Source organism: Actinoplanes sp. KI2, from assembly GCF_025630775.1.
GTDB lineage: Bacteria > Actinomycetota > Actinomycetes > Mycobacteriales > Micromonosporaceae > Actinoplanes.
In genome coordinates this window covers 17,565-41,799 of record NZ_JAOSZE010000005.1, presented here as the reverse complement: position 1 = coordinate 41,799, position 24,235 = coordinate 17,565, and the positions used below count along the sequence as shown (strand labels likewise).

Here is a 24,235-nt window from a genome sequence, read left to right as displayed (position 1 = left end):
ACGACTGGACCATGGCGGTGGCCACCCGCAGCGCGTTATGCGGGGACACCGAGCACACTTTCAGGTCCGTCGTGTAAGTCTTGTTCGTCATAGCCCTGCATGCCGACCGCTGTGGAGGACCGGTGGCCCAGCCGCTCACGCCCGAGAACGAGCCGACTTCCGGGGGCGCCCCGGTGCCTCCCGCGCAGGACGCGACCCAGCTCGAGCGGGCCATGTTCGAGGTGAAGCGCGTCATCGTCGGCCAGGACAGGATGGTCGAGCGGATGTTCGTGGCGCTGCTCGCCCGCGGTCACTGCCTGCTCGAGGGTGTCCCGGGCGTGGCCAAGACCCTGGCCGTCGAGACCCTGGCCAAGGTCGTCGGGGGCACGTTCTCCCGCGTGCAGTTCACCCCCGACCTGGTCCCGGCCGACATCGTCGGCACCCGCATCTACCGGCAGTCCTCGGAGAGGTTCGACGTCGAGCTCGGCCCGGTGTTCGTCAACTTCCTGCTGGCCGACGAGATCAACCGGGCCCCGGCGAAGGTGCAGTCCGCGCTGCTCGAGGTGATGGCCGAGCATCAGGTGTCGATCGGCGGGCAGACGCATGAGGTGCCCGACCCGTTCCTGGTGATGGCGACCCAGAACCCGATCGAGCAGGAGGGTGTCTATCCGCTGCCCGAGGCCCAGCGCGACCGGTTCCTCATGAAGATCCTCGTCGGGTATCCGACCGATGCCGAGGAGCGCGAGATCGTCTACCGGATGGGCGTGAGCGCCCCGGTGCCCAAGCAGGTTTTCACCCCGGAAGATCTGCTCGGCCTGCAGCGTCGTGCCGATCAGGTGTTCGTGCACAACGCGCTGGTCGACTACACGGTCCGGCTGGTGCTGGCCACCCGCGCCCCGGCACAGCACGGCATGCCCGACGTGGCCCAGCTGATCCAGTACGGCGCCAGCCCGCGCGCCTCGCTCGGCATCGTGCGGGCCACCCGCGCCCTGGCGCTGCTCCGCGGCCGCGACTACGCGCTACCGCAGGACCTGCAGGACATCGCGCCGGACATCCTGCGGCACCGGCTGGTGCTCAGCTACGACGCGCTGGCCGACGACATCCCGGCCGATCACGTCGTCGCCCGGATCATGCAGAGCGTCCCGATGCCGTCGGTCGCGTCCCGCCAGGGCGCTTCCCCGAACGGCCAGCCGGTCGGGGTCGGCTCGCAGACAGGTGTCGCATGGCCGGGCCAGCACTAGAGCCGGCCCGCGAGGCTGGGTTCGCCGCGCCGCCCGCGGGGCGAGGCGCCGGTGGTGGCACAGCCCACCCGGGGCCCGGGTTCGCGCCGTCGCTGGGGCCGGGCGGCGGAAGCGGTTCGGCGGTCGAGGGGGCGGCCAGGGCGGAGGCGGTGCTCGGGCGCTTGCAGCTGCTCGTGACCCGCAAGCTCGACGGCCTGCTGCAGGGCGATTACGTGGGCCTGTTGCCGGGCCCGGGCAGCGAGGCCGGCGAGTCCCGGGAGTACCGCCCCGGCGACGACGTGCGCCGGATGGACTGGCCGGTCACGGCCCGCACCACGCTGCCGCACGTCCGGCAGACCGTCGCCGACCGGGAGCTGGAGACCTGGCTCGCGGTCGACCTGTCGGCGAGTCTCGACTTCGGCACCGCGCACTGGCTCAAACGTGATCTGGTGGTGGCCGCCGCCACCGCGATGGCGCACCTGACCGTGCGTGGCGGCAACCGCATTGGCGCGGTGGTCGGCACCGGCTCCGGCGTACCGGACCGGGGACGCAAGCGGAAGGCCGAGCCCGTCGGCTCACCAACGGTCCGGCTTCCGGCCCGCCCGGGCCGGAAGGAGGCGCAGGGGCTGCTCCGGGCGATCGCCCGCACCGAGGTCCGGCCCGGGCGCGCCGACCTCGGCGAGCTGATCGACATGCTCAACCGGCCGCCGCGCCGCCGCGGGGTGGCCGCGGTCATCTCCGACTTCCTGGCGCCGGTCGACGGCTGGGCCCGCCCGCTCCGCAAGCTCGGCGTGCGGCACGACGTGCTCGCCATCGAGGTGGTCGACCCGCGCGAGCTGGAACTGCCGGACGTGGGCGTGCTCGCCCTCGCCGATCCCGAGACCGGAGCGCTGCACGAGGTGCAGACCTCCGACGCCAAGCTGCGCAGCCGGTACGCTGCCGCAGCGGCCGAGCAACGCGGCGCCATCGCCCGCGCCGTGCGCGCGGCCGGCGCCGCTCACCTGCGGCTGCGCACCGACACCGACTGGCTGCTGGACATGGTCCGATTCGTGGCCGCCCAGCGACACGCACGCACCCGGGGGACCACCCGATGATCCGCTTCCTGGAACCGGCATGGCTGCTCGCGCTGCTGCCCGTTCTCGTGCTGGCCGGCGTCTACGTGTGGCGGCAGTTCCGCCGCCGCACGTACGCGATGCGCTTCACCAATGTTGATCTGCTGCGCACCATCGCGCCGAAGGGACTGGGCTGGCGCCGGCACGTGTCGGCGACCGCGCTGCTGCTCTCGCTGCTGATCCTGGGCCTGGCGATGGCCCGGCCGTCGGTCGACAAGAAGGAGCCGCTCGAGCGGGCCACCGTCATGCTGGCGATCGACGTGTCGCTGTCGATGGAGGCCGACGACGTGCAGCCGACCCGGATCGAGGCGGCTCAGGAGGCGGCCAAGGCGTTCGTCAACGAGCTGCCGCCGAGCTACAACCTGGGTCTGGTGTCGTTCGCGAAGGCGGCGAACGTGCTGGTGTCGCCGACCAAGGACCGGAGCCAGGTGATCGCGGGGATCGACGGCCTGACGCTGGCCGAGGCGACCGCGACCGGCGAGGCGGTGTTCACCTCGCTGGACGCGATCCGATCGGTGCCGGCGGACGGCGCGAACGGCGCGCCGCCGGCCCGGATCGTGCTGCTCTCCGACGGCTACCGCACGTCGGGCCGCTCGATCGAGGACGCGGCGACCGCGGCGTCGGAGGCCAACGTGCCGGTGTCGACGATCGCCTTCGGCACGGACACCGGCGTGGTCGACATCCGTGGCGAGCTGAAGCAGGTCCCGGTGGACCGGCTGTCCCTGCAGCAACTGGCGGAGAAGACCGACGGCCATTTCTACGAGGCGGCGTCGGTGAGCGAGCTGCGGCAGGTGTACGAGGACATGGGCAGCTCGATCGGTCATCGGGTCGAGAGCCGGGAGGTGACGCAGTGGTACGCGGGCGTGGCGCTGCTGTTCGCCCTGGCAGCGGCCTCGCTCAGCCTGTTGTGGACGTCCCGCCTGCCGTGACGCAGGGTGCCCTTCTCCGCGAGCCCTGGGGCCGCGGGGAAGGGCATCAGTTTCAGTTGGTGCCGTGCACCAGGACGAACAGCACGACGACCCAGGCGGCGGCGATGGTGAAGCTCAGGGGTGCGACGAAGTTCTTCATTTGCAGACTCCGCTCAGGTGAACTGGCCAGGAAAGGCGCTCGGGTTCACGTCGCGGCCGGCGCCGGCGCATCCCGTGGTCGCAGCGCACACGACTCGAGCCGGCCACGCCGAGATGTCGGCGGCGGACCGGGGGATGCGGGGCGGGTCGGCGTCAGCGGTCAGGCGCGCTGACGCGGGGCCCGGCCACGACTAGGAGGATCGCTATCTCGCACAGCGATCACCTCCGTAGGTCAATGCCGACATGTCCGTCGGCGGCCGGGACGCTCGGGGTCCGGAATCCGTTGGCCGACAACGTCATCGGCGGTTTCCGGGCCGTCGGAAACTGTACCTCTTAAGAACCAATTAATAAACGTGGGTGGCTTCCGCGTGGCGAGGACCACCCGACAGGACGACGTCGGTGACCGCGCGAAGGGTGGCACTGCCCTCGACCAGGTAGTAGTCATGCCCTTCGACGCCGCCGGTGGGCAGCGCGGTGGCCCCGAAGCCGGCGGAGGACGGGCGGCGGCCCAGCCCGAGCCCGAGCACGCGCACCTGGGGCAGCCGGCGGATCCAGTCGTGCGGGGCGAGCGCCGACCAGACGTGCGCGCCGCCCAGGTCGGCGGCGTGACCGACGCCGAGGCCCGGCGAGCCGAGCGCGATCACGTCGGGCACCTCCGGCAGGTCGCGGGCGGCGAGCCCGACCACCAGCGAGCCGTAGCTGTGCCCGATCAGCGTGACCGTGGCGTCCGGCCGCTGGCGCAGCACGTCCCGGACGAACGTGGTCAGCCGCTTGGCCCCGGCCTGCGCCCGGCCCTCGGTGGCCGCGGCCAGTCCCACCCCGTCCGGCGGGTCGTAGCCGAGCCAGGAGATCACCGCCACGTCCCGGTCCCGCTTGCTGAGCTGCTGGTAGAGGGTGCGGCCCTGGACGCCGGGGGCGCGCCGGGCCACCCCGCCCAGCCCGCGGTCGAAGTCGACCAGCGTGGTGGCGACGCCGGGCACCAGGATGGCGATCCGGGAGGCCCGGTTCAGGTCGCCGAAGACCTCGGCGGTCTGCCCGTCCCCGGCCGGGTCGAAGAACAGGAAGTGCCGGCCCTGGGCGGCCCACGTGGCGTACGGGCAGCCGGTGGCGAGCATGCGCACCGCCGTCTCCCGGTACGCCTCGGTGAACGCGGGCAGGTGCGTCTCGGCGTCCGGCGCGGAAGCCGAGACCGGTGCCACCGGGATCGGCAGGAGCAGGGTCAGGGCCAGGAAGCTCGGCAGGATTCGCATGGGCCGTACGCTCCGGCCGCGAAACCCCTCGGGTCGTCACGCCGCAGAGCCCATTGCGAACCCCTACCCGGGGACGACGAGGCCCGTCTCGTACGCGAAAACCACCGCCTGCGCGCGGTCGCGGAGGTCGAACTTGGCGAGGATCCGGCCGACGTGGCTCTTCACCGTCTGCTCGGCCACCACCAGCTCGGCCGCGATCTCCTGATTGGACAGTCCGCGGGCGATCAGCCGCAGCACGTCGGTCTCCCGCGGGGTGAGCGCGTTCAGCGCGGCCGGGCGCGGCCGGTCGCCGTGCGTGCGGGCGGCGAACTCGGCGATCAGCCGGCGGGTCACCGAGGGCGCGAGCAGCGCCTCGCCGGCCGCCACCACCCGGACCGCGTTGATCAGGTCGGCGGCCGGGGCGTCCTTGAGCAGGAAGCCGCTGGCACCGGCCCGCAGCGCCTCGTACACGTAGTCGTCCAGGTCGAAGGTGGTGAGGATGAGGACCTTCGGGCCGCCGGCCAGCCGCCGGGTCGCCTCGAGCCCGTCCATCACCGGCATCCGGATGTCCATCAGCACGACGTCCGGGCCCAGCGCGCGCGACCGGGCCACCGCCGCCTCGCCGTCCGCCGCGTCACCCACCACCAGCATGTCGGGCTGGGCGGCGAGCAGCGCGCCGAAACCTTCGCGGACCATCGCCTGGTCGTCCGCGATCAACACCTTGATCATTGCTCGTCCGGTCCCCTCAAGGCTGGCTCTGTCCGAAAGGCAGCGTCGCCCGTACCACGAAGTCGAGCCGCTCCGGCCCGGCGGTCAGCTCCCCGCCGAGCAGCGCGGCCCGCTCGCGCATCCCGATCAGACCATGCCCGCCGCCGGGCGTCGCCGGCCCGGTCCGCCGGTTGCGCACCGCCAGCTCCAGACGGTCGGCCAGACCGCGAGCATCGATCGTCACCGAGCCGCCGGGCGCGTGCCGCGCCGCGTTGGCGAGGGCTTCCTGCATGATCCGGTACGCCGCGAGCCCGACCGTCTCCGGGACGGCGTCCAGCCCCTCGGCGGTCAGCGTGACGTCGACGCCGGCCGTCCGTGCCGCGGCCACCAGCTGGTCGAGGTCGTTCAGCCCGGGCTGCGGGGTGGTGGGCGCCTCGCCGTCCTCGGCCCGCAGCACGCCGAGCAGCCGGCGCATGTCGGCCAGCGCGTCGCGGGCCGCCGTTGCGATGCCGGCCAGCTCCTGCTGCGCCGACTCGGGCAGGCCGGGCACGCGGTAGGGAGCGGTCTCGGCGCGTACCGCGATCATCGACATGTGGTGGGCGACCACGTCGTGCATCTCCCGGGCGATCCGCGCCCGCTCCTCGAGGACGGCGCGCTTGGCCCGTTCCAGCTCGGTGAGCTCCTCCTGCTCGGCGACCAGCTCCCGGGTGTGCCGGCGCCGGTAGAGGATGTTGCCGAGGGCCGCGATCGCCACCAGCAGCACCGCGGCCCCGCCCGCGTTCGCGCCCTTGGCGAACAGGAAGACCGGGACCAGGCTGCCCATGGTCGCCCAGACCGTGACCGCGGAGTCCTGGGTGACCGCGAGCCGGCCGAGGACGGCCAGGAAGCCGAAGATCTGCACCGCGTTCCACGGCCAGGGCTCGGCGGGGCCCGCGTTGATGACGCCGAGGAACATCATCAGGAAGGCGACCCGCCAGGCCAGCACCGGCCAGCGCACGCACAGCGCGACCGGTAGCACCGAGCCGGCCGCGATGATCCAGATCACGATCGCCGGCAGGACCCGGTTGGCCAGCAGGTACTCGCCGGCCGAGAAGCCGAGGCCGATCAGCGCCAGCAGGCCGAGCGGGGCCGCGTACGTCCAGATCCGTCGTCGCGGCGTGGGCCGCGGCGCCTCTCGGACAAGCAGGAGCCGGCGCAGCGGCCCCGTCGCATCGCGACTGGTCGCGGGGCGGATAATCTCCACCCGGGCAGGTTACGGCGGTATTGCCGTGCCGTCGTGACCCCGTGGTGCCAACTGGCACCCCCTACCTGGGTATGAGGAGCGTTCGTCGTGGCTCGCACGGTGTTGGTGACCGGAGGAAACCGGGGGATCGGCCTGGCCATCGCCCAGGCGTTCGCGAAGAACGGGGACCGGGTCGCGGTGACGCACCGCGGCAGCGGCGCGCCCGAGGGGCTGTACGGCGTCGCCTGCGACATCACCGACTCGGCCGCCGTCGACGCCGCGTTCACGCAGGTGGAGAAGGACCTCGGCCCGGTCGAGGTGCTGGTGGCCAACGCCGGGATCACCGACGACACGCTGCTGCTGCGGATGAGCGAGGACCAGTTCGAGCGGGTCGTCGACACCAACCTCAAGGGATCGTTCCGGGTCGCCAAGCGGGCCAGCTCGAAGATGCTGCGCGCGAAGTGGGGCCGCATCATCTTCATCTCGTCCGTCGTCGGCCTGTACGGCGGACCCGGTCAGGTGAACTATGCGGCGAGCAAGGCCGGCCTGGTCGGGATGGCCCGCAGCATTACTCGTGAGCTGGGTAGCCGCAACATCACCGCGAACGTGGTGGCGCCCGGATTCATCGACACCGAGATGACCGCGGTCTTGTCCTCCGACCGTCGGGCGGAGATCATCAAAGCCGTCCCCGCCGGCCGGCTGGCCAGCCCGGACGAGGTGGCGGCCACGGTGACGTTCCTGGCGTCGGACGCCGCCGCGTACATCAACGGCGCGGTGATCCCGGTCGACGGCGGTCTCGGCATGGGGCATTGAGGCTTTCGCAACAAGGAGCGTAGTTCCGTGTCTGGAATATTGGCCGGTAAGCGGCTGCTGATCACCGGCGTCATCACCGACGCCTCGATCGCCTTCTCGGTGGCCAAGGTCGCCCAGGAGAACGGCGCCGACGTGGTGCTGACCGGCTTCGGCCGGATGTCGCTGGTCGAGCGGATCGCCAAGCGGCTACCCGAGAAGGCGCCGGTGATCGAGCTCGACGTCACCGACGAGGAGCATCTCGCCTCGCTGCCCGACCGGGTTCGCGAGCACGTGGACGGTCTCGACGGCGTCGTGCACTCCATCGCGTTCGGCCCGCAGGCCGTGCTCGGCGGCGAGTTCCTCAACGCCGGCTGGGCCGACGTGTCCAAGGCGCTGCAGGTCTCCACGTACTCGTACAAGTCGCTGGCGACCGCCTGCCTGCCGCTGATGCCGAACGGCGGCAGCATCGTCGGGCTGACCTTCGACGCCACCCTGGCCTGGCCGGTCTACGACTGGATGGGCGTGGCCAAGGCCGGCCTCGAGTCCGCCTCGCGCTACCTGGCGCTGCACCTCGGCCCGAAGGGCATCCGCAGCAATCTGGTCTCGGCCGGGCCGCTGCGCACCATGGCGGCCAAGTCGATCCCCGGCTTCGAGCAGTTCGAGAAGGCGTGGGTCGAGCGCTCCCCGCTGGGCTGGGACCTGGACGACGCGGAGCCGGCCGCCCGCGCCGTGTGCGCGCTGCTCTCCGACTGGTTCCCGGCCACCTCCGGTGAGGTGATCCACGTCGACGGGGGCTTCCACGCGGTCGGTACCTGAGTGAAATGGCCTTCAGTCGGGTCTATGGGTGGTGGGCGGGGCGGTCGGATGGGCGAAGATGGGCGCGTGGTGGCTTACGACGCGTTCGTCCTGCTGTCCTTCGGCGGTCCCGAGAAGCCCGACGATGTGATGCCGTTCCTGCGCAACGTGGTGCGCGGGCGCGGCGTCCCGGAGGAGCGGCTGGCCGCGGTCGCCGAGCACTACCTGCACTTCGGCGGCGTGTCGCCGATCAACCAGCAGTGCCGCGACCTGCTCGCCGCGGTGGACGCCGACTTCGCGGCCAACGGCGTCGACCTGCCGACGTACTGGGGCAACCGGAACTGGCACCCGATGCTCGAGGACACCGTGGCCCGGATGCGGGACGACGGCGTCACCCACGCGCTGGGCTTCGCCACCAGCGCGTACGGCGGCTACTCGTCGTGCAAGCAGTACTGGGAGGACATCGCCCGCGCCCGGGCCAAGGTCGGGCCGAGCGCGCCGGTGATCACCAAGCTGCGCCAGTTCCACGACCATCCCGGGTTCGTCGAGCCGCATGTCTCCGCCGTACGGGATGCCCTGGACGCTCTTGACCCCCGCCGGCGGCGAAGCACCCGCCTGGTCTTCACCGCCCATTCCATCCCGGTGTCGATGGCCGACGCGGCCGGACCCGACGGCGGCCGGTACACCGCGCAGCTCACCGAGACGGCCGGCCTGGTCGGCGCCGCGGCCGCCGATGACCTGCCGTGGGACCTGGTCTGGCAGAGCCGCTCCGGCCCGCCGCAGGTGCCGTGGCTCGAGCCGGACATCAACGACCATCTGGAGTCGATCGCCAAGGAGGGCGTCACCGACGTCGTGGTCAGCCCGATCGGCTTCGTCTCCGACCACCTCGAGGTGATCTGGGATCTCGACAACGAGGCCGCCGAGACCGCGGCCCGGCTCGGGCTCGGCTACGCCCGCGCCGCGACCCCCGGCACCGACCCGCGCTTCGTCACCATGATCCGCGAACTGGTCGAGGAGCGTACCGCCGAGCAGCCCCGCAGGCGGCTCGGTACGCTCCCGATCTGGGACGACTGCCCGAGCGGCTGCTGCCCCACCCCACAGCGACGAGGAGCGTCATGACTCTGCCCACCCGCGGCGGAAAACCCCAGAATGAACCCCAGAAGCGCAAGGCCATCGAGAGCTGGCTCACCGACATGGACGGGGTTCTCGTCCACGAGGGCGAGCCGGTCCCCGGCGCGCCCGAGTTCGTCAACCGGATGAAGGCCTCCGGCAAACCGTTCCTCATCCTGACGAACAACTCCATCTACACCCCGCGCGACCTGCAGGCCCGCCTCAACCGGATGGGCTTCGACGTGCCCGAGCAGTCGATCTGGACGGCCGCGCTGGCGACCGCGCAGTTCCTGTCCGACCAGCGGCCGGGCGGCACCGCGTACGTGATCGGCGAAGCGGGGTTGACGACGGCCATGCACGCGGCCGGCTATGTGCTGACCGAGTTCGACCCGGACTACGTGGTCCTCGGCGAGACCCGCACCTACAGCTTCGAGGCGATCACCAAGGCGATCCGCCTGATCGACGGCGGGGCGAAGTTCATCTGCACCAACCCGGACGCCACCGGCCCGTCCAACGAGGGCGCCCTCCCGGCCGCCGGCTCGGTCGCCGCGATGATCTCCAAGGCCACCGGCGTGGAACCCTACTTCGTGGGTAAGCCCAACCCGATGATGATGCGCTCCGCGCTGAACACCATCGAGGCGCACAGCGAGAGCACCGCGATGATCGGCGACCGGATGGACACCGACGTGCTGTGCGGGCTGGAGGCCGGCCTGGAGACGATCCTGGTCCTGACCGGCATCAGCACCCGCGAGGAGGCCGACCGCTACCCGTTCCGCCCCTCGCGCATCGTCGACTCGGTGGCCGACCTGATCGACGAGATCTGACCGCGCGTCACCCGGCCGCCGGTCAAATGAGACCGGCCGTGGACAGGTCGGCGATCAGCAGTTGGATCGCCGGCGCGCAGCGGGCGGTGTCGTCGGGGGTGAACCAGGCGATCTCGCCGATCTCGGCGGCGGCCGACGGGGCGGCGCCCGCGTCGCCGCCGGTGAAGCAGACCAGGCGGACCGTCGTGCCCGGCGGCCGGTTGTGTGCGGGCGCCACGATCTCGGTGTAGAGGGTGAGAGCGGCCGGGTCCAGGACGAGCCCGACCTCCTCGAGCACCTCGCGGGCGGCCGCCTCGGCGTGCGTCTCGCCGGGCTCCGGCTTGCCGCCGGGCAGGTAGAAGGCATCGGTGTAGTGCGGGCGCACGACGAGCACCCGGCGGTCGCGCACGCACACCCAGGCCGTCGCGATGATCGTGCTGGTCACCCGGGGAGCCTAGTCGAGCACGACGACCGGCGTGCCGGGGCCGATGTGGTCGAGCAGGGTGCGCTGGCCGTCCCGGGGGAGCCGGAGGCAGCCGTTGGAGATGCTGCGGCCGAACGCGGACGCGCTGTACCAACCGTGGATGCCGGTGTGCGCGTCGCGCAGGCCGGGCGCGACCGCGTCCCGATCGTCCGGCACGGCGCCGAGGACCAGCGCGTCCAGTCCGGCGTACACGCTGCCCTCGGTGGTGGTGCGGCCGAGCACGAAGGTCCGCCCCGGCGGGGTCGGCGTCCGGTCGCTGCCGGTGGCCACCGTCCAGCTTTCCTGGCGTACGCCGTCGTGCAGCCAGGTCAGCTCGTGCCGGTCCAGATGCACGACGATCTGGTCGCGCAGCGGCCGGGAACTCCACCCGGTGGCCGGCAGCCAGCCGATCCGCCGGTTGATCGACGGCAGCAGCACCGCGACCCAGCCCGGTTCCCGCTCGACGATCGGGACGGTGACCTCGACGCCGCGGATGTCTGGTGGCAGGAAGGCGCGCGGGTTGCCGCCGGGGGCGTCGTAGAGCGCCAGCTTCCCGATCGCGTGCAGGCCCTCGGTGATCGGGGCGGTGTCGGCCGGGCCGGGGTCGGCGGGGAAGCCGCCCGGCACGTGCCGGTAGGTGATCACCGGGAGACCCCGCGGCGGCGCCTTGATCGGCGCGATGGTGGTGGCCGGCTGGGCCGCGATGGGGGCGACGGCCGGCACCGGCGGTTTCGTCGGCGGCGCCGCGGTCGCCCTGGCCAGTCCCGCGATCACGCAGAACGACAGGATCAGCACGCACACCGGCGCGGTCCGACGGGTACGGGCCAGGCTCACCCGGCCACATTAGGTGCTGGACCGGGCGCCCGGCGGTCATTTCCCCCCAAAGAGAATGCTCCGGGTCGGTCAGCTGCCCAGGGCGACGTGCAGGATCTTCTCGTTGCTGTTGTCGGCGACGCTGTCCTTGTCGCCGGTGTTGGTGGTGGTCAGCCACAGGCCGCCGCCGGGGGCCGGCTCGATCGTGCGCAGCCGGCCGTAGGTGCCGTTGAAGAACTGCCGGCCGCCGGTCAGCTGGTCGCCGCTGATCACCCAGCGGTACATCCGGGTGCCGCGCTGGCAGGCCAGGTAGACCACGTCCTTGACGATCGCGAGGCCGGAGCAGGACGCGGCCGCGGTGGGGTAGGTGGCCTTGGGCGCGATGTAGCCGGGCGTGTTGCAGGTGCCGGCCGTCCCCTCGCAGGCGGGCCAGCCGTAGTTGCCGCCCTTCACGATCAGGTTGGTCTCATCCATGATGGTGTTGCCGAACTCCTGCTCCCACAGCCGGCCCTGCGAGTCGAAGGCGAGACCCTGCGGGTTGCGGTGGCCGTAGCTCCACACGTAGTTGTGGAACGGGTTGTCGGCGGGGACGCTGCCGTCCGGGTTGAGCCGCAGCACCTTGCCGTTCAGGCCGTTCTTGTTCTGCGCGTTGTCGCCGTTCTGCGCGTCGCCGGTGACGGCGTACAGCTTGCCGTCCGGGCCGAACCGCAGCCGGCCGCCGTCGTGGAACTTGTTCCGCAGGATGCCCTTGAGCAGCACCTGCTCGCTCGCCGTCGGAAGCTTGTCGTCGACCATCCTGATCCGCACGATCCGGTTGTCGGTCGGCGAGGTGTGCATGATGTACAGCCAGTGGTCGGCGGCGAAGGTCGGCGCGATCGCGAGGCCGGTCAGGCCGCCCTCGCCGTCGGTGCTCTGCACGTTCGGCACCGTGCCGACGGTCTTCCTGGTGCCGTCGGCCGGGTTCAGCACGACGATGTCGTGCGCGTCCCGGCGGTTGTAGAGGATGCGGCCGTCCGGCAGGGTGGCCAGCCCCCAGGGGATGTCCTTGTCGGTGCCGACCTGGGTCACCGTGCACACCGGATTGGTGCAGGCGGCGCCGGTCGTGAACGTCGCCGTGTTGCTGCGCGCCGATGTGTTCCCGGCGGCGTCGCGCGCGACCACGACGTACGCGACAGTGGTTTTGGCCGGCAGGCCGCTGTCGGCGAACGACGTGCCGCCGCCGGCGACGGACCCGGCCCGGGTGGTGCCACGGTAGATGTCGTAGCTCTTCACGCCGACGTTGTCCGTCGCCGCCTTCCAGGTCAGCGTGACCGTGGTGCCGGAGGCGACCCCGGCGAGACCGGACGGCGCGGTGGGAGCCTTGGCGTCGGCCGAGCAGGCCGGCGGCGTGATGGTCACCGTGGTGCTGGCCTGCGAGACGTTGCCGTCGGCGTCGCGGGCGTTGACGTAGAGGCCCCACGACGCGCCGGGGACCACGGTCAGCGCGGTGGACAGCGTCCGGTCGCCGACCGACTTCATCAGCTGGCCGTCGTGGTAGACGTCGTAGAACCTCACGCCCTTGTCGTCACTGGCGGCGTCCCAGGCGAAGGTGACGTTCTTGCAGGTCAGGCCGCTCACCCGGGGATTGCCGGGCACGCTCGGCGCGGCGCCGGCGCCGTTGGCTGCGGTACGGTTCGTCACCGCGACGAGGGCCGCCGTGACGGCCCCGGCGAGCACCACGGCCGTCGCGGTCAGCAGGGCGGTTTGGCCGTACCGGGGCATGAATCCTCCATGGGCGTCTAGGGTCTGTCCTGCCGATAGGCTGACCGGCATGGTTGTCGACTTCGAGTCCGAGCTCTGGATCTGGACGGCTCGCCGCGACGACAGCTGGACGTTCGTGAGCCTGCCGGTCGACGCGTCCGACGAGATCCGGGATCGGACCGGCGGGCAGCGGCGAGGGTTCGGGTCGGTGCGGGTGCAGGCGCGGGTCGGTACGACGATCTGGCGTACGTCGATCTTCCCGGACAGCCGGACCGGGGCGTACGTGCTGCCGATCAAGCAGGCCGTCCGCACGGCCAACGGGCTGAAGCCCGGCGACCGAGTCGGGGTCAGCGTCGAGGTGCTCGCTCACGACTGAGCTTGGCCGAAGAACCGGGCCGCGGCCGCCGTGTGCAGGCTGAAGCCCAGTTCGGCCGGGCCGTACAGGACCTCCCAGCCGAGCGACTCGTCGTTGGGCTGGGAGGGTGGGATGACGGCCGCGTTCTTGATCACCGGGAGCAGGCCGAAGACGAGCAGCGTGCCGTCCGGGGCGCTGGCCGTGTCGAACAGGCGCACCTCGGCGGCGTCGACCGCGAGGCCGACCTCCTCGAACAGCTCCCGCGCCGCGGCCGCCTGCCAGGTCTCGCCGACGTCGATGTAGCCGCCGGGCAACGCCAGGCGGTATCGCGCGGGCGGGATCGCCCGGCGTACCACCAGCAGGCCCGCACCCACCGGCTGCAGCACCACCGCGACCGGCTTGGGGTTCTGATAGCTGGTCTCGCCGCAGGCCGCGCAGCGGCGCGGCCAGGCCTGGCCGCGCCCGAACCGCGCACCGCAGAACGTGCAGTGGGCGAAACGATCCGGCATCTACGGATGCAGGGGTGAGTTGCAGGCCGCCACCAGGGCCTGCCGGCAGGCGGACATGAGCGGGCGCAGCGCCGCGTCGCGCTGCTGCGCCTCGTACCCGTTGATCGCGCCGCCCGGTGCGTTGGTCTCGGCCAGCGCGAGCACCTGGTCGAGCACGCTGGCGCGGGCGAACAGCCGCCGGGCGCGCGGGTCGAACCCGGGCGGCAGGGTGGCGGTGGACTCCGGCCGGCGCAACGCCTGCAGGGCACCGGCCAGCTCGGGTTTCCACTGCGCGACGTCGAGTCGGGTGAGCCGGGCGGTGGCCTCGCCGAGCGCGGCGGTCAGCTCGGCCTCGGCTTCGGCCGCGCCGAGCTGGAACACCGGCCGGAACTGGCCCACCGGGAAGACCCGCCAGAGCACCGTCTCGAACTCGACGCCGGAGCCGGAGGTGTGCCGCCGGACCTCGGGGACGACGCCGAACTCGGGCGTCATCACGGCCTCGCCGGCCAGCAGCGCGGCGCCGGTCAGCGCGCCGGGGCCGGGCAGGCCGCGGGGGTCGCCGGGCGCGGGCAGCACCAGGCGGATGTCGTCGGGATGCACCTTGGCGAACATCGGCAGTCCCTGCGGGAGGGGCACGTCGGTCCAGGTGCCCGGCGCGTCCGCGACGAGGTGCTCCTCGTCGGCGGCGATCTCGCCGGCCACCTCGTCGAACGGCACCAAGCCGGCGCGCCAGGCGCGCACCCAGGCCGCGAACCGGGTCGAGCGCCGCGCGGTGCGGGTGACCGCATCAGCAGCGGGGGACATGCGAGCAAGGGTACGTGCCCATCGGGAAGGTTGTCTCGGCCGGAGCGTCAGAAAGGCCGTGTCCCAAGCCACGGGTTACCGTGCCTTGCATGTATGGGGAGGACGTGCTCAAGGAGCAGTGGCGCCGCAAGAAGGTCGTGCCCGAGGTGGACGCGGAGATCGATCTGGTGGTCGAGGACGCGGACTCCGGGTTCTGCGGCGCGGTGGTCGGCTTCGAGCTGGGCGCGGTGGTGCTGGAGGACCGGTTCGGCAAGCGCCGGAACTTTCCGCTGACGCCGGCCGCGTTCCTTCTCGACGGCCGGGCGGTGACGCTGCGCAAGCCCGTCGCCTCGCCGGCGCCGCCGCAGCGGAAGATCACTGCCTCCGGGTCGATCGCGGTCGACGGGGTCAAGGCGCAGGTCGCCAAGGCGAGCCGGATCTGGGTCGAGGGCATTCACGACGCCGCGCTGGTCGAGCGCATCTGGGGCGACGACCTGCGGATCGAGGGCGTGGTCGTCGAGCCGCTGGACGGCATCGACGATCTCGCCGCCGCGGTGAGCGCCTTTCGGCCGAGCCGGGATCGCCGCCTCGGCGTCCTCGTCGATCACCTGGTGCCCGGCTCGAAGGAGAGCCGGATCGTCGCGGCCGTCACCGACCCCAACGTGCTGATCACCGGCCACCCCTACGTGGACATCTGGCAGGCCGTGAAGCCGGACCGGATCGGCATCAAGAAATGGCCGGTCATCCCGCCCGGGCGCAACTGGAAGGAGGGCGTCTGCGAGGCGTTCGGCGTGCGTGAGCCGGCCGACATGTGGCGGCGCATCCTCCGCGAGGTGAGCAGCTACAAGGACGTCGAGACCCCGCTGGTCAACTCGATGGAGCGGCTGATCGACTTCGTCACGGTGGGGTGAGGGCCCGGCCGAGCCGCTGCGCCGCCTCGGCCAGCCGGTCCGGCGGCTGCGCCGCATACCCGAGGACCAGGCCGGGTGGGCCGGGTCGCTGCCGGTGCCAGGACAACGGATGCACGAGTACGCCGTGGGCCGCCGCCCGCTCGGCGAGGACCGTGTCGTCCGGCCCGTCCGCCTCCAGCAGGATCAGCAGGTGCAGCCCGGCCGCCACGCCGGTGACCCGGGCCCTCGGCAGGTGCTGCGCCAGCCCGGTGAGCAGCGCGTCCCGCCGGCGCCGCTGCCGGGAGCGCACCAGCCGCAGGTGCCGCTCGTAGTCGCCGGAGGCGAGCAGCCGGGCCAGCACGAGCTGCGGCAGCGCGGGGCTGCCCAGGTCGGAGTCGTGCTTCGCGGCCAGCAGCGCCGGCTGAAGCCGGCGCGGGGCGATCAGCCAGCCGAGGCGCATGCCGGGCGCGAGGGATTTCGAGACGCTTCCCGTGTACGCGACCCGCTCCGGCGCCGATCCCTGCAGCGCGGCCACCGGGGCCCGGTCGTAGCGGTGCTCGGCGTCGTAGTCGTCCTCGACGATCAGGCCGCCCCAGTCGAGGAGCGCCCGGCGGCGCGCCGGGCTCAGCACGACTCCGGTGGGGAACTGGTGCGCCGGGGTCAGCACGGCGGCGTCCTGGGTGATCAGGTCGGCCCGGATGCCCTGCTCGTCGACGGGGACGGGCTCCGGGCGTACGCCCCAATGGATCATCAGGTCCCGGGTTCCGCGGGAGCCGGGGTCCTCGATGGCGGCGGCGGTCACGCCGCCCTGCCGGAGCGTCCGCGCGAGCAGGGCGAGCGCCTGGGCCACGCCGTTCACCACGACGATGTCGTCGGCCTCGGCGCGGATGCCCCGGGTGCGGCGTAGCCAGGCGATCAGTTCGGCACGCAGTTTGGGGGTGCCGCCCGGGTCGCCGTAGCCGAGGTCGGCGCCGGTGATCTCGTCGAGGACCGCTTTCTCCGCCTTGAGCCATTGGCGCCTCGGAAAAGCGGACAAATCGGGCACGCCTGGGGAAAGGTCGATGTCGATCCCCTCCGGCGGGGGAAATGGCAGGCGAAGATCGTCGAGCGTCTTACGACGATCCTCCGCAATATCCGACTTATCCCGATTTCCTATGACGATTGTTCCGGCGCCGGTGCGGCCGGTTGCCAGGCCCTCGTCGATCAGCCGCTGGTACGCCTCGACCACCACGCCACGGGAGATCTTCAGATCGGCGGCGAGCACCCGGGTGGCCGGCAACCGGGCCCCCGCGGCGAGCCGGCGGCCGGCGATCGCGTCCCGCAGACCGGCGGTCAGCCACGCGGTCAGGCCCTTGACCGGGGCGTCCTCGGCGCGCAGCTGGAGAAAGTCCGATCCGGAAATTGGTCCTCCTTTTGCGACACCACATTGGCCCTTCAACTGGACCATACCCGGCGGAAGCATTCCTGGTGTGACTCCCTTCCCGCTCCTCGCCGGCGCCGCCGGCATGATCTTCGTGGGCGGCAGCGTGGCCGTCTCCGGCGTCCTCGCCGATACCCCCGTGCTGACCGTCCAATCCCTCCGGTACGCGGTCGCCTGCCTCCTGCTCGCCCTCTTCGCCCGGGTCACCGGCCGCCGCCTGGTGCGCCCCCGCGGCGCCGAGTGGTGGTGGCTCGGCGGTGTCGTGCTGACCGGCATGTTCCTGTTCAACCTGGCCCTGGTCCTCGGCGCCCGGCACGCCGAGCCGGCCGTGCTCGGCGTCGCGGTGGCCTGCGTGCCGGTACTGCTCGCGGTCGTCGGGCCGCTGCTCGAGGGACACACGCCCGCGCCCCGGTTGATCGCCGCCGCGCTGGTGGTGACCGCCGGCGCCGGCCTGGTCCAGGGCTTCGGCCGGGCCGACGCGATCGGGCTGCTGTGGGCGCTGGTCACGGTCGCGTGCGAGGCCGGGTTCACGCTGATGGCGGTGCCGGTGCTCGGGCGGCACGGCCCGATCGGCGTCTCGGTGCACGCGACCTGGATGGCCGCCCTGCTGTTCGGGGTGACCGGCGTGGTGCGCGAGGGGCCGGCCGCGGTGCTGCGGCTCGACGGCGCGGACCTGCTGGCCGGGGCCTATCTGGCGGTCGGCGTGACGGCGATGGCGTTCGTCCTCTGGTACACCTGCGTCGAGCGGGTCGGCGCCGCACGGGCCGGCCTGCTGACCGGGCTCACCCCGATCGCGGCGGCGGCCACCGGGGTGGCGCTCGGCGGGCCACGGCCCTCGCTGCTCGTCTGGCTCGGCGTCGCGGTCGTGGCGACCGGCCTGGCGCTGGGGCTGACCCACCGCGATCGCGTACGCCGCGACGCCGGCCGCACCCGGGCCGGCCTCGCCGGGGTCGGCGGCGCCCCCGGCGCGATGTCGCGAACCCGATCCGCCCGAGGATGAAAAACGCTCGGCAATTCGCATTTCCCGCGGGCCAGGCGAAATCATTTGTGGTTAATATTCGGTGGCCAGGCGCGGTTCGAGAAAGTCAAACACATCGTTGCCTACGCGCGGACCTGTACTTTCCGCCAGTTCACGGGAACGAAAATGCCCCCGCCGACCGGCCCAAAGGTGGTCGGCCCTGCGACTGACAAAACGTCGGCAGATTTGCCAGTCCTGCCATTTACGTGTTCCCTCGAAATGCAAAGCAAGGGATCACGTATGAAAGGGCACGAATGAAAACTCTGCCGCGTTTGATGACCATGACCGGTATGGGCCTGCTCGCGGCCCTTGCCTTCGGCGCCGGGCCGGCCCAGGCCGGCGGCCACGGGCCCGGACCGGTACACGGCGGCGGCCATGGGCCCGGACCGGTCCAAGGTGGCCACGGGCACGGGGGCCCGGTGCTCCGGCCGGGCGGCAACTTCCGGCACGACCCGTTCGACGGTCGTGCCGCGCGCTTCTACCCGTCGCGGCAGCAGTGCGAATCGGTCGGTATCGACGGCGAGCGGCACTCGCACTGGGGCGGCCACGACTGCAACTATGTCTTCTCCGGCCTCGGCGGCGACACCTGGGGACTGCGGATCTTCGACCCGTCGCGCGGCCTGCGCGGGTGGGACCCGCAGTATTGCTTCGGGCCCGGCATCGGGCGCGGGTTCGGGCACGGCCCCGGGGACCCGGGCCGCTTCGGGCACGGCGGCGTCAACCGGCCCGGGCAGAACGGCCCGTGGGGTCAGCCGGGTCACGGGGGTCCGGGCGGCGGCCACTCGGGTCAGGGCTGGCCGGGCCAGTCCGGCCCGGGCGGGGGCGGTCACTCCGGTCCCGGTGGTAGCCACGGTGGTCAGCCCGGTTCGGGTGGTAGCCACGGTGGCCCCGGTGGTCAGCCCGGTTCGGGTGGTAGCCACGGTGGCACCGGTGGTCAGCCGGGTTCGGGAGGCCACGGTGGTCCCGGTAGTGGTGGTCCGGGCTCGTCGGGTGGCGGTTCGGGTCAGCCCGGTTCGGGTGGCCACGGTGGTCCCGGTAGTGGTGGTCCGGGCTCGTCCGGTGGTGGTTCGGGTTCGTCAGGTGGTGGCTCGGGTCAGCCGGGTTCGGGTGGCCACGGTGGTCCCGGTAGTGGTGGTCCGGGCTCGTCCGGTGGTGGTTGGGGTCAGCCTGGTTCGGGTGGCCACGGTGGTCCCGGTAGTGGTGGTCCGGGCTCGTCCGGTGCCGGCTCGGGTTCTTCCGGCGGCAGCCACGGTGGATCGGGCCACTGAGGCCGCCTGACCACAGGCACGAACTGCCCCCTGGTCCGGGGCACCGGACATGCCCCGGACCAGGGTGGTAGAGCGGAACGGAACGTGTTTCTCAGGCTAGATCGTAGGGATCGCGGCTGAAGACGAAGGTGGCGATGTCGATCTTCAGTGCCGCGCCCTCCGGGGAGCGGATGACCTGCAGGATCTCGCCCTCGTTCTCGCCGTCGGCGCCTCGCCAGCGGTCGGCGGCCTCACGGACGAACTTGGACCAATGGTTCGGGCCGGACATCTCCACGGTCTCCCCGTCGGCGTGGATCTCGTATTCGCGGCCCATCCACCACCAGCGGCCGACCAGCTCGGCGGCCTCGCCCGACGGGGGCGACGGGGGCTGCCAGGGCGCCGGCGTGACCGGTTCGCCGTCCACAGCGGCGGTGAGGGCGGCCAGCGCGACCTTGCGGATGTGGGTTCCGCGCAGGCCGTACGAGTTGGCGAAGACGATCACGCCGAGCCGGCTGCGGCGATGCACCGCCAGGTGGGCCACGTAGCCGGGCATGGAGCCGCCGTGTCCGACGAAGACGCGCTCGCCGACCCGGAAGAGCTGCAGGCCCAGGCCGTAGCCGCCGGTCCAGGACTCCAGGTCGCTGAGCACCACCGGGGCGCACATCTCGTCGAGCGTCTCGCGCGGCAGGACCGCGGAGGGCGGATCGGTGAGGAAGGCGGCCCACTTGGCCATGTCGGTGACGGTGGACCAGAGCTGGCCGGCCGGGGCCATCGCGCCCGAGTCGAGGCGAGGCTCCTCGTGCAGGCTGTCGTCGAGGGCGTGCACGACGTAACCGCGGGCGAACGGCTCCACCGGACCATAGGTGGTGCGCCTCATGCCGAGCGGGTCGAGCAGGCGCTTGCCGATCAGGTCGGGCCAGGACTCGCCGGTCACCCGCTCCAGGACCGCCCCGAGCAGGCCGTAAGCCAGGTTCGAGTAGCGGTAGCGGCGGAACGGCGGCCCGGAGAGCTTGTCGTAACCGAGGTCGGCCAGCAGCTTGTCGACGTCGCCGCCGGCGGTGCGCTCCCACCAGGGGCCGTCCGGCTCGCGCTGCAGGCCGGAGACGTGGCCGAGCAGCTGGCGCAGGCTCACCCCGCCGATCGAGGTGCCCGGCAGGTGGCGGTAGAGCAGGTCGTCGAGGGCGAAGAAGCCCTCGTCGCGCAGTTGCATGACCAGCGTGGCGGTCATCGTCTTGGTGATCGAGCCCAGGCGGTACTGCGTCTCCGCATCCGGCATCGGGCGCTCACCGGCGCCCGTGAAGTGCAGCACCGCCCGGTCCCGGACGATCGCCAGGGCCAACGACGGCGCACGCCCCTTGGTCTGCGCCCGGGCGGCAACCTCCTCGACCCGGCGGGCGGTATCCGGCAGCAGCGACACGTGGACCCCCTCGAGATTTGACTCTTCTGAACAACTGCGAACCGCCGATCCGGCTACGCCAGAATGACGCATCGCAACGCGTGCGCCGTCGTGCAACGATCGAGGTGTGGAAGCGGTTCTCTGGGTAGTGCTCGGCATCGCGCTGGCGATCGCCGAGGCTTTCACGGCCACGTTGCTGATCATCTTCTTCGCGGTGGGCGCCTTCGCCGCGGCCGGTGCCGCCGCGCTCGGCGCCCCGTTCCTGGTCCAGGCCATTGTCTTCGCCCTGGCCTCCGGGGTCTCCGTCGCCGCGCTCCGCCCGATCATCCTGCGGCACGCCAAGTCGGCCCTGGAGACCGGGGACACGCCGTTCGGCATCGAGGCGATGGAGGGCAGCCACGGCATGGTGGTCGAAGAGGTCGACGGCGAGCACGGCATGATCAAGCTCGAGGGCGAGCTCTGGCAGGCTCGGTCCTTCGACGGCACCGAAAAGTACCTCCCGGGCGAGCGGGTCCGGGTGGTCAAGGTCCACGGCGCCACGGCCATCGTGTGGCGCGACGATTTGCCCGACATATAGAGAGGCGCCATGGAAGCAGTGATCGGTGTCCTAGTCATCGTGATCGTGGTTTTTGCCATCGTCACGCTGCTCCGGTCCATCCGCATCGTCCCGCAGCAGCGGATGGATGTGGTGGAGCGCCTGGGAAAGTACAAGCGCACCCTGACCCCCGGGCTGAACGTGCTGGTCCCGTTCGTCGACGCGGTACGCAGCAAGGTGGACATGCGCGAGCAGGTGGTCTCGTTCCCGCCGCAGCCCGTGATCACCTCGGACAACCTGGTCGTGTCGATCGACACGGTCCTGTACTTCAAAGTCGTGGACCCGGTCCGGGCCACCTACGAGATCTCCAACTTCCTGCAGGCCATCGAGCAGCTGACGGTCACGACGCTGCGTAACGTGATCGGCTCCCTCGACCTGGAGCGGGCACTGACCAGCCGCGAGGAGATCAACCGCCACCTGTCCACCGTGCTCGACGAGACCACCGGCCGGTGGGGCATCAAGGTGACCCGGGTCGAGATCAAGGCGATCGAGCCGCCGCCGAGCATCCGCGACTCGATGGAGAAGCAGATGCGCGCCGAGCGGGAGCGTCGCGCGACGATCCTCAACGCCGAGGGCCACAAGCAGGCGCAGATCCTCACGGCCGAGGGCGAGAAGCAGGCCGCGGTGCTGCGGGCCGACGGTGACCGGCAGTCCCGCATTCTGCAGGCCGAGGGCCAGGCGAAGGCGATCCGGACGGTCTTCGACGCGATCCACACGGCGAACCCGTCGCAGAAGGTGCTGGCGTACCAGTACCTGCAGGCCCTGCCGCAGATCGCGAACGGCTCGGCGAACAAGGTGTGGATCGTGCCGACCGAGCTGACCAAGGCCCTCGAGGGTCTCGGCGGCGCGCTCGGCGGACTGGCCAACATGGCCGGCGACGTGCCCGCGTCGAGCGTCAACGCGGCCGAGGTGGAGCGCGAGGCGGCGGCCGCGGCGCAGGCCGCCGCGGATGCCGCGGCCCAGGTGGACGAGCAGGTCCGGGTGGCCGAGGCGCAGGTTTCCGGCGATCCGGACCGGACCGCGGCGCTCCCGGCGCCGGACCCGATCCCGCCGTCGGCGGCGCTCGGTGGCGCCGACTACAACGGCACCCAGGTGCAGCGCGACCCCGCCTGATTTTCTGCGACGAACGGCCGGCCCGATGACGGGCCGGCCGTTCGTCGTTCCGTCAGTCCGTGGAGCTGCTGCCGGCTCCGGCGCTCGGGTCCGCGCTGGGCTCGGCGCTCGGCTCCTCGCTCGGCGGGGCGGAAGCGCCGGCGCCCTGGTCGCCGCCCGCGCCCGCGCCGGCGATGCCCGCGGCGGTCTTGGCGTCGGCCAGCGCGAGGCAGGCCTGGAGCAGGGACTTCTGCGCGGAGGTCACCGCGGCGGCAGCGGCGGCGTTCTGATCCGCGGCGCCCGCGCCCTGGTCCGCGGCGCCCGCGCCCTGGTCACCGGCCTGGTCACCGGCGGAGGCGCTCGGGGCGGCGGCCGGACCCTTCGCCTTGGCCTTGGCCTTCGCCTTCGCCTTCGCGGCCTTGGCCTTCAGCGCCTTCGCCCACTTGGCGGCGAGCTTCTTCTGAGCGGCCTTCGCCGCCGCGCCCTGCGCGCCACCCGGTTGCTGCGCGTCACCCTGCTGCGCGGCGCCCTCGGCCGCCTTCGCGTCGGCCGCGAACGTGTCGCACGCCGTCTCCAAGGCCTGAGCCGAGGCGAGGGCCGCGTCGTCGGCGCCCTGCTGCTGCAGCGGGTCGAGCTTCTTGCCATCGCAGAGCACGTCCTGCCCGGCGATCTCGAGGGCCTTGCACTGCGAGACGTCGAACTGCTTGCCCTCCACCGTGATCACGTCGGCGGCCTTCGGGGTGGTGCTGGCGGATGCGAGCTGAACACCGGCCAGACCGGCTGCGACCAGGACACCGCCGATGACGACGGCACCGATGGTCTTACGCCGGTTGGGGTTCTGGTTCCTTCGGTACGCACGCGATCTCATCATCACTCCTCGTTCGTGGACGTCGATGTGGTCGGTCGGCCCCCTGTACGGACCTCGCCCGCGTGCGGGTTCAACACGCGCCGTCGCGAAGGCGCCATTTCGGGTGCCGTTCTCGTGCGTTTGGGCAGCTCAGCGGCGTGCCGAAAAAGTTTGAAATCGGTCGGGCCGGATCCGCCCGTCCGGCTTTTCCGGCAAACTCCTGCGGATCTGCCGGACATTTGGGATGCTCGGCGCAGGAGCCAACGGTTGCCCCCGAGGCCGCTCGGTTGAAGCCCACGCGAGGCGGAGCCATGAGCACCAGCCATCACCACACGGCGAGCGGTCGACCGTTGCGGGTCGCTCCGGCCTGGGTCGGAGCCGCCCGCCCGGCCGATGGCGCGGCAGATCAAGAGCATTTGCTGCCCGTACGCGAGGCCGTCTGGGTCTGGTCGGTCCGGCGCTACGCGAGGCTGGCGCTGTGGGCCCTCCCCGCCGCCGCCGTGCTCGACGGGTGGCTGACCCTGGGCATCGACGCGCTCCCCGGCCCGCTGGTCGTGAGCCTGACCGCAGACTGGCTGGCGACGATCGCCATGCTGGCGTTGACGGCGCTGCTGGCCGGCGCCCGAACCCGCCGGATCGCCATCGTCGGCCTGCTGATCGGCCTGGCCGGCACGGTGCTCAGCCTGCCGCTGGCGGCGCTGCCCCCGGACGCTCTGGCCGAGGGCGCCCCGCTGAGCCTGGACCAGCTCAGGGTGGCGGTCCTGGTCGCCGCCGCCACCACCGCGGCGGGCTGGCTGCTGCTGGGTTGGGCGGTGTTCCGCTGCAAACTGGTCAACCCGGCCGACGGCGTCCTCCTGATGCTCGCGGCGGTGGCCATCGCAGCCGGGTCCTACACACGACAGCCCCTGCCAACGGTGGGGGCTTTGTTGTTGCTGGCGGCGGGAACGGGGCTGGCCTGGACCGGCTCGCGACTGATCCCACGCGCCTGACCGAGCCGCACGCAGGCGGCGGGTGCGGGACGGCGCTCATGGCAGGTTGGCGCATCCGGTGG

24 protein-coding genes are annotated in these 24,235 nt (G+C 72.1%); 13 read left to right on the top strand and 11 right to left on the bottom strand.

Annotation, left to right across the window (positions count from 1 at the left end; translation table 11 throughout):
• Positions 1-122: 122 nt before the first annotated feature.
• The 3 genes from ODJ79_RS06615 to ODJ79_RS06605 are packed head-to-tail and all read left to right on the top strand — an operon-like array spanning position 123 to position 3,240.
• Positions 123-1,220: an AAA family ATPase gene (locus tag ODJ79_RS06615; protein ID WP_263022415.1), complete on the top strand. Its 1,098-nt coding sequence runs from the start codon at positions 123-125 to the stop codon at positions 1,218-1,220.
• On the top strand, positions 1,202-2,293 hold the full coding sequence (locus tag ODJ79_RS06610) for a DUF58 domain-containing protein (protein ID WP_411267267.1): 1,092 nt from the start codon (positions 1,202-1,204) through the stop codon (positions 2,291-2,293). Before ODJ79_RS06615 ends, ODJ79_RS06610 begins: the two co-directional genes overlap by 19 nt.
• Positions 2,290-3,240, top strand: coding sequence for a VWA domain-containing protein (locus ODJ79_RS06605; RefSeq protein WP_263022414.1), 951 nt, complete (start codon positions 2,290-2,292; stop codon positions 3,238-3,240). Before ODJ79_RS06610 ends, ODJ79_RS06605 begins: the two co-directional genes overlap by 4 nt.
• Before the next feature lie 482 nt (positions 3,241-3,722).
• On the opposite strand, the gene ODJ79_RS06600 is transcribed toward ODJ79_RS06605, so the two are convergent.
• The 3 genes from ODJ79_RS06600 to ODJ79_RS06590 form a co-directional block, all read right to left on the bottom strand.
• Complete coding sequence (locus ODJ79_RS06600; RefSeq protein WP_263022413.1) at positions 3,723-4,628, bottom strand: alpha/beta hydrolase family protein; 906 nt, start codon at positions 4,626-4,628, stop codon at positions 3,723-3,725.
• A gap of 63 nt (positions 4,629-4,691) precedes the next feature.
• Complete coding sequence (locus tag ODJ79_RS06595; RefSeq protein ID WP_263022412.1) at positions 4,692-5,336, bottom strand: response regulator; 645 nt, start codon at positions 5,334-5,336, stop codon at positions 4,692-4,694.
• A 16-nt stretch (positions 5,337-5,352) separates the two neighbouring features.
• Positions 5,353-6,558 (bottom strand): sensor histidine kinase, encoded by a 1,206-nt coding sequence (locus ODJ79_RS06590; RefSeq protein ID WP_263022411.1) that lies wholly within the window; start codon positions 6,556-6,558, stop codon positions 5,353-5,355.
• An 87-nt stretch (positions 6,559-6,645) separates the two neighbouring features.
• On the opposite strand from ODJ79_RS06590, the gene ODJ79_RS06585 reads away from it, so the two are divergent.
• From ODJ79_RS06585 to ODJ79_RS06570, 4 genes are all read left to right on the top strand, one after another.
• The gene (locus tag ODJ79_RS06585) at positions 6,646-7,350 is read left to right on the top strand and encodes a beta-ketoacyl-ACP reductase (RefSeq protein ID WP_263022410.1); all 705 of its coding nucleotides are present in this window, start codon (positions 6,646-6,648) and stop codon (positions 7,348-7,350) included.
• Positions 7,351-7,377: 27 nt separating this feature from the next.
• A complete protein-coding gene (gene fabI, locus ODJ79_RS06580; protein WP_263022409.1) occupies positions 7,378-8,145 on the top strand; it encodes an enoyl-ACP reductase FabI in 768 nt (255 codons plus the stop codon).
• Between the two features lie 69 nt (positions 8,146-8,214).
• Complete coding sequence (locus ODJ79_RS06575) at positions 8,215-9,243, top strand: ferrochelatase (RefSeq protein ID WP_263022599.1); 1,029 nt, start codon at positions 8,215-8,217, stop codon at positions 9,241-9,243.
• Positions 9,186-10,058 (top strand): HAD-IIA family hydrolase, encoded by an 873-nt coding sequence (locus tag ODJ79_RS06570; protein ID WP_411267273.1) that lies wholly within the window; start codon positions 9,186-9,188, stop codon positions 10,056-10,058. Before ODJ79_RS06575 ends, ODJ79_RS06570 begins: the two co-directional genes overlap by 58 nt.
• A 22-nt stretch (positions 10,059-10,080) precedes the next feature.
• On the opposite strand, the gene ODJ79_RS06565 is transcribed toward ODJ79_RS06570, so the two are convergent.
• The 3 genes from ODJ79_RS06565 to ODJ79_RS06555 all read right to left on the bottom strand — a co-directional run bounded on the left by ODJ79_RS06565 (position 10,081) and on the right by ODJ79_RS06555 (position 13,074).
• The gene (locus tag ODJ79_RS06565; RefSeq protein WP_263022407.1) at positions 10,081-10,482 is read right to left on the bottom strand and encodes an NUDIX hydrolase; all 402 of its coding nucleotides are present in this window, start codon (positions 10,480-10,482) and stop codon (positions 10,081-10,083) included.
• A gap of 9 nt (positions 10,483-10,491) precedes the next feature.
• On the bottom strand, positions 10,492-11,334 hold the full coding sequence (locus ODJ79_RS06560) for a L,D-transpeptidase (RefSeq protein ID WP_263022406.1): 843 nt from the start codon (positions 11,332-11,334) through the stop codon (positions 10,492-10,494).
• Positions 11,335-11,403: 69 nt separating this feature from the next.
• Complete coding sequence (locus ODJ79_RS06555) at positions 11,404-13,074, bottom strand: PQQ-dependent sugar dehydrogenase (protein ID WP_263022405.1); 1,671 nt, start codon at positions 13,072-13,074, stop codon at positions 11,404-11,406.
• 49 nt (positions 13,075-13,123) lie between these two features.
• Here ODJ79_RS06555 and ODJ79_RS06550 point away from each other — a divergent pair, with 49 nt between their 5' ends.
• Complete coding sequence (locus ODJ79_RS06550; protein WP_263022404.1) at positions 13,124-13,429, top strand: DUF1905 domain-containing protein; 306 nt, start codon at positions 13,124-13,126, stop codon at positions 13,427-13,429.
• Here ODJ79_RS06550 and ODJ79_RS06545 read toward each other — a convergent pair.
• Both ODJ79_RS06545 and ODJ79_RS06540 read right to left on the bottom strand, forming a co-directional pair.
• Positions 13,420-13,917, bottom strand: coding sequence for an NUDIX domain-containing protein (locus ODJ79_RS06545; RefSeq protein ID WP_263022403.1), 498 nt, complete (start codon positions 13,915-13,917; stop codon positions 13,420-13,422). The two genes, ODJ79_RS06550 and ODJ79_RS06545, sit on opposite strands and share 10 nt — an antisense overlap.
• A complete protein-coding gene (locus ODJ79_RS06540) occupies positions 13,918-14,700 on the bottom strand; it encodes a hypothetical protein (RefSeq protein ID WP_263022402.1) in 783 nt (260 codons plus the stop codon). It abuts the gene before it with no gap.
• Between the two features lie 89 nt (positions 14,701-14,789).
• Between ODJ79_RS06540 and ODJ79_RS06535 the strand changes: the two genes are divergently transcribed.
• Positions 14,790-15,590 (top strand): DUF3097 domain-containing protein, encoded by an 801-nt coding sequence (locus ODJ79_RS06535; protein WP_263022401.1) that lies wholly within the window; start codon positions 14,790-14,792, stop codon positions 15,588-15,590.
• On the opposite strand, the gene ODJ79_RS06530 is transcribed toward ODJ79_RS06535, so the two are convergent.
• A complete protein-coding gene (locus tag ODJ79_RS06530) occupies positions 15,577-17,016 on the bottom strand; it encodes a PLP-dependent aminotransferase family protein (protein ID WP_263022400.1) in 1,440 nt (479 codons plus the stop codon). The genes ODJ79_RS06535 and ODJ79_RS06530 overlap by 14 nt on opposite strands.
• Before the next feature lie 22 nt (positions 17,017-17,038).
• On the opposite strand from ODJ79_RS06530, the gene ODJ79_RS06525 reads away from it, so the two are divergent.
• Positions 17,039-17,989: a DMT family transporter gene (locus ODJ79_RS06525; protein WP_263022399.1), complete on the top strand. Its 951-nt coding sequence runs from the start codon at positions 17,039-17,041 to the stop codon at positions 17,987-17,989.
• A gap of 1,377 nt (positions 17,990-19,366) precedes the next feature.
• On the opposite strand, the gene ODJ79_RS06520 is transcribed toward ODJ79_RS06525, so the two are convergent.
• Positions 19,367-20,671, bottom strand: a complete 1,305-nt coding sequence (locus tag ODJ79_RS06520; RefSeq protein WP_263022398.1) for a serine hydrolase domain-containing protein — start codon at positions 20,669-20,671, stop codon at positions 19,367-19,369.
• A gap of 106 nt (positions 20,672-20,777) precedes the next feature.
• On the opposite strand from ODJ79_RS06520, the gene ODJ79_RS06515 reads away from it, so the two are divergent.
• Positions 20,778-21,227: an NfeD family protein gene (locus tag ODJ79_RS06515; protein WP_263022397.1), complete on the top strand. Its 450-nt coding sequence runs from the start codon at positions 20,778-20,780 to the stop codon at positions 21,225-21,227.
• Between the two features lie 9 nt (positions 21,228-21,236).
• Positions 21,237-22,358 (top strand): SPFH domain-containing protein, encoded by a 1,122-nt coding sequence (locus ODJ79_RS06510; RefSeq protein WP_263022396.1) that lies wholly within the window; start codon positions 21,237-21,239, stop codon positions 22,356-22,358.
• Positions 22,359-22,410: 52 nt separating this feature from the next.
• Here ODJ79_RS06510 and ODJ79_RS06505 read toward each other — a convergent pair whose 3' ends face one another.
• Positions 22,411-23,205, bottom strand: a complete 795-nt coding sequence (locus ODJ79_RS06505) for a hypothetical protein (protein WP_263022395.1) — start codon at positions 23,203-23,205, stop codon at positions 22,411-22,413.
• Positions 23,206-23,495: 290 nt separating this feature from the next.
• On the opposite strand from ODJ79_RS06505, the gene ODJ79_RS06500 reads away from it, so the two are divergent.
• The gene (locus ODJ79_RS06500; protein ID WP_263022394.1) at positions 23,496-24,173 is read left to right on the top strand and encodes a hypothetical protein; all 678 of its coding nucleotides are present in this window, start codon (positions 23,496-23,498) and stop codon (positions 24,171-24,173) included.
• Positions 24,174-24,235 lie beyond the last annotated feature (62 nt).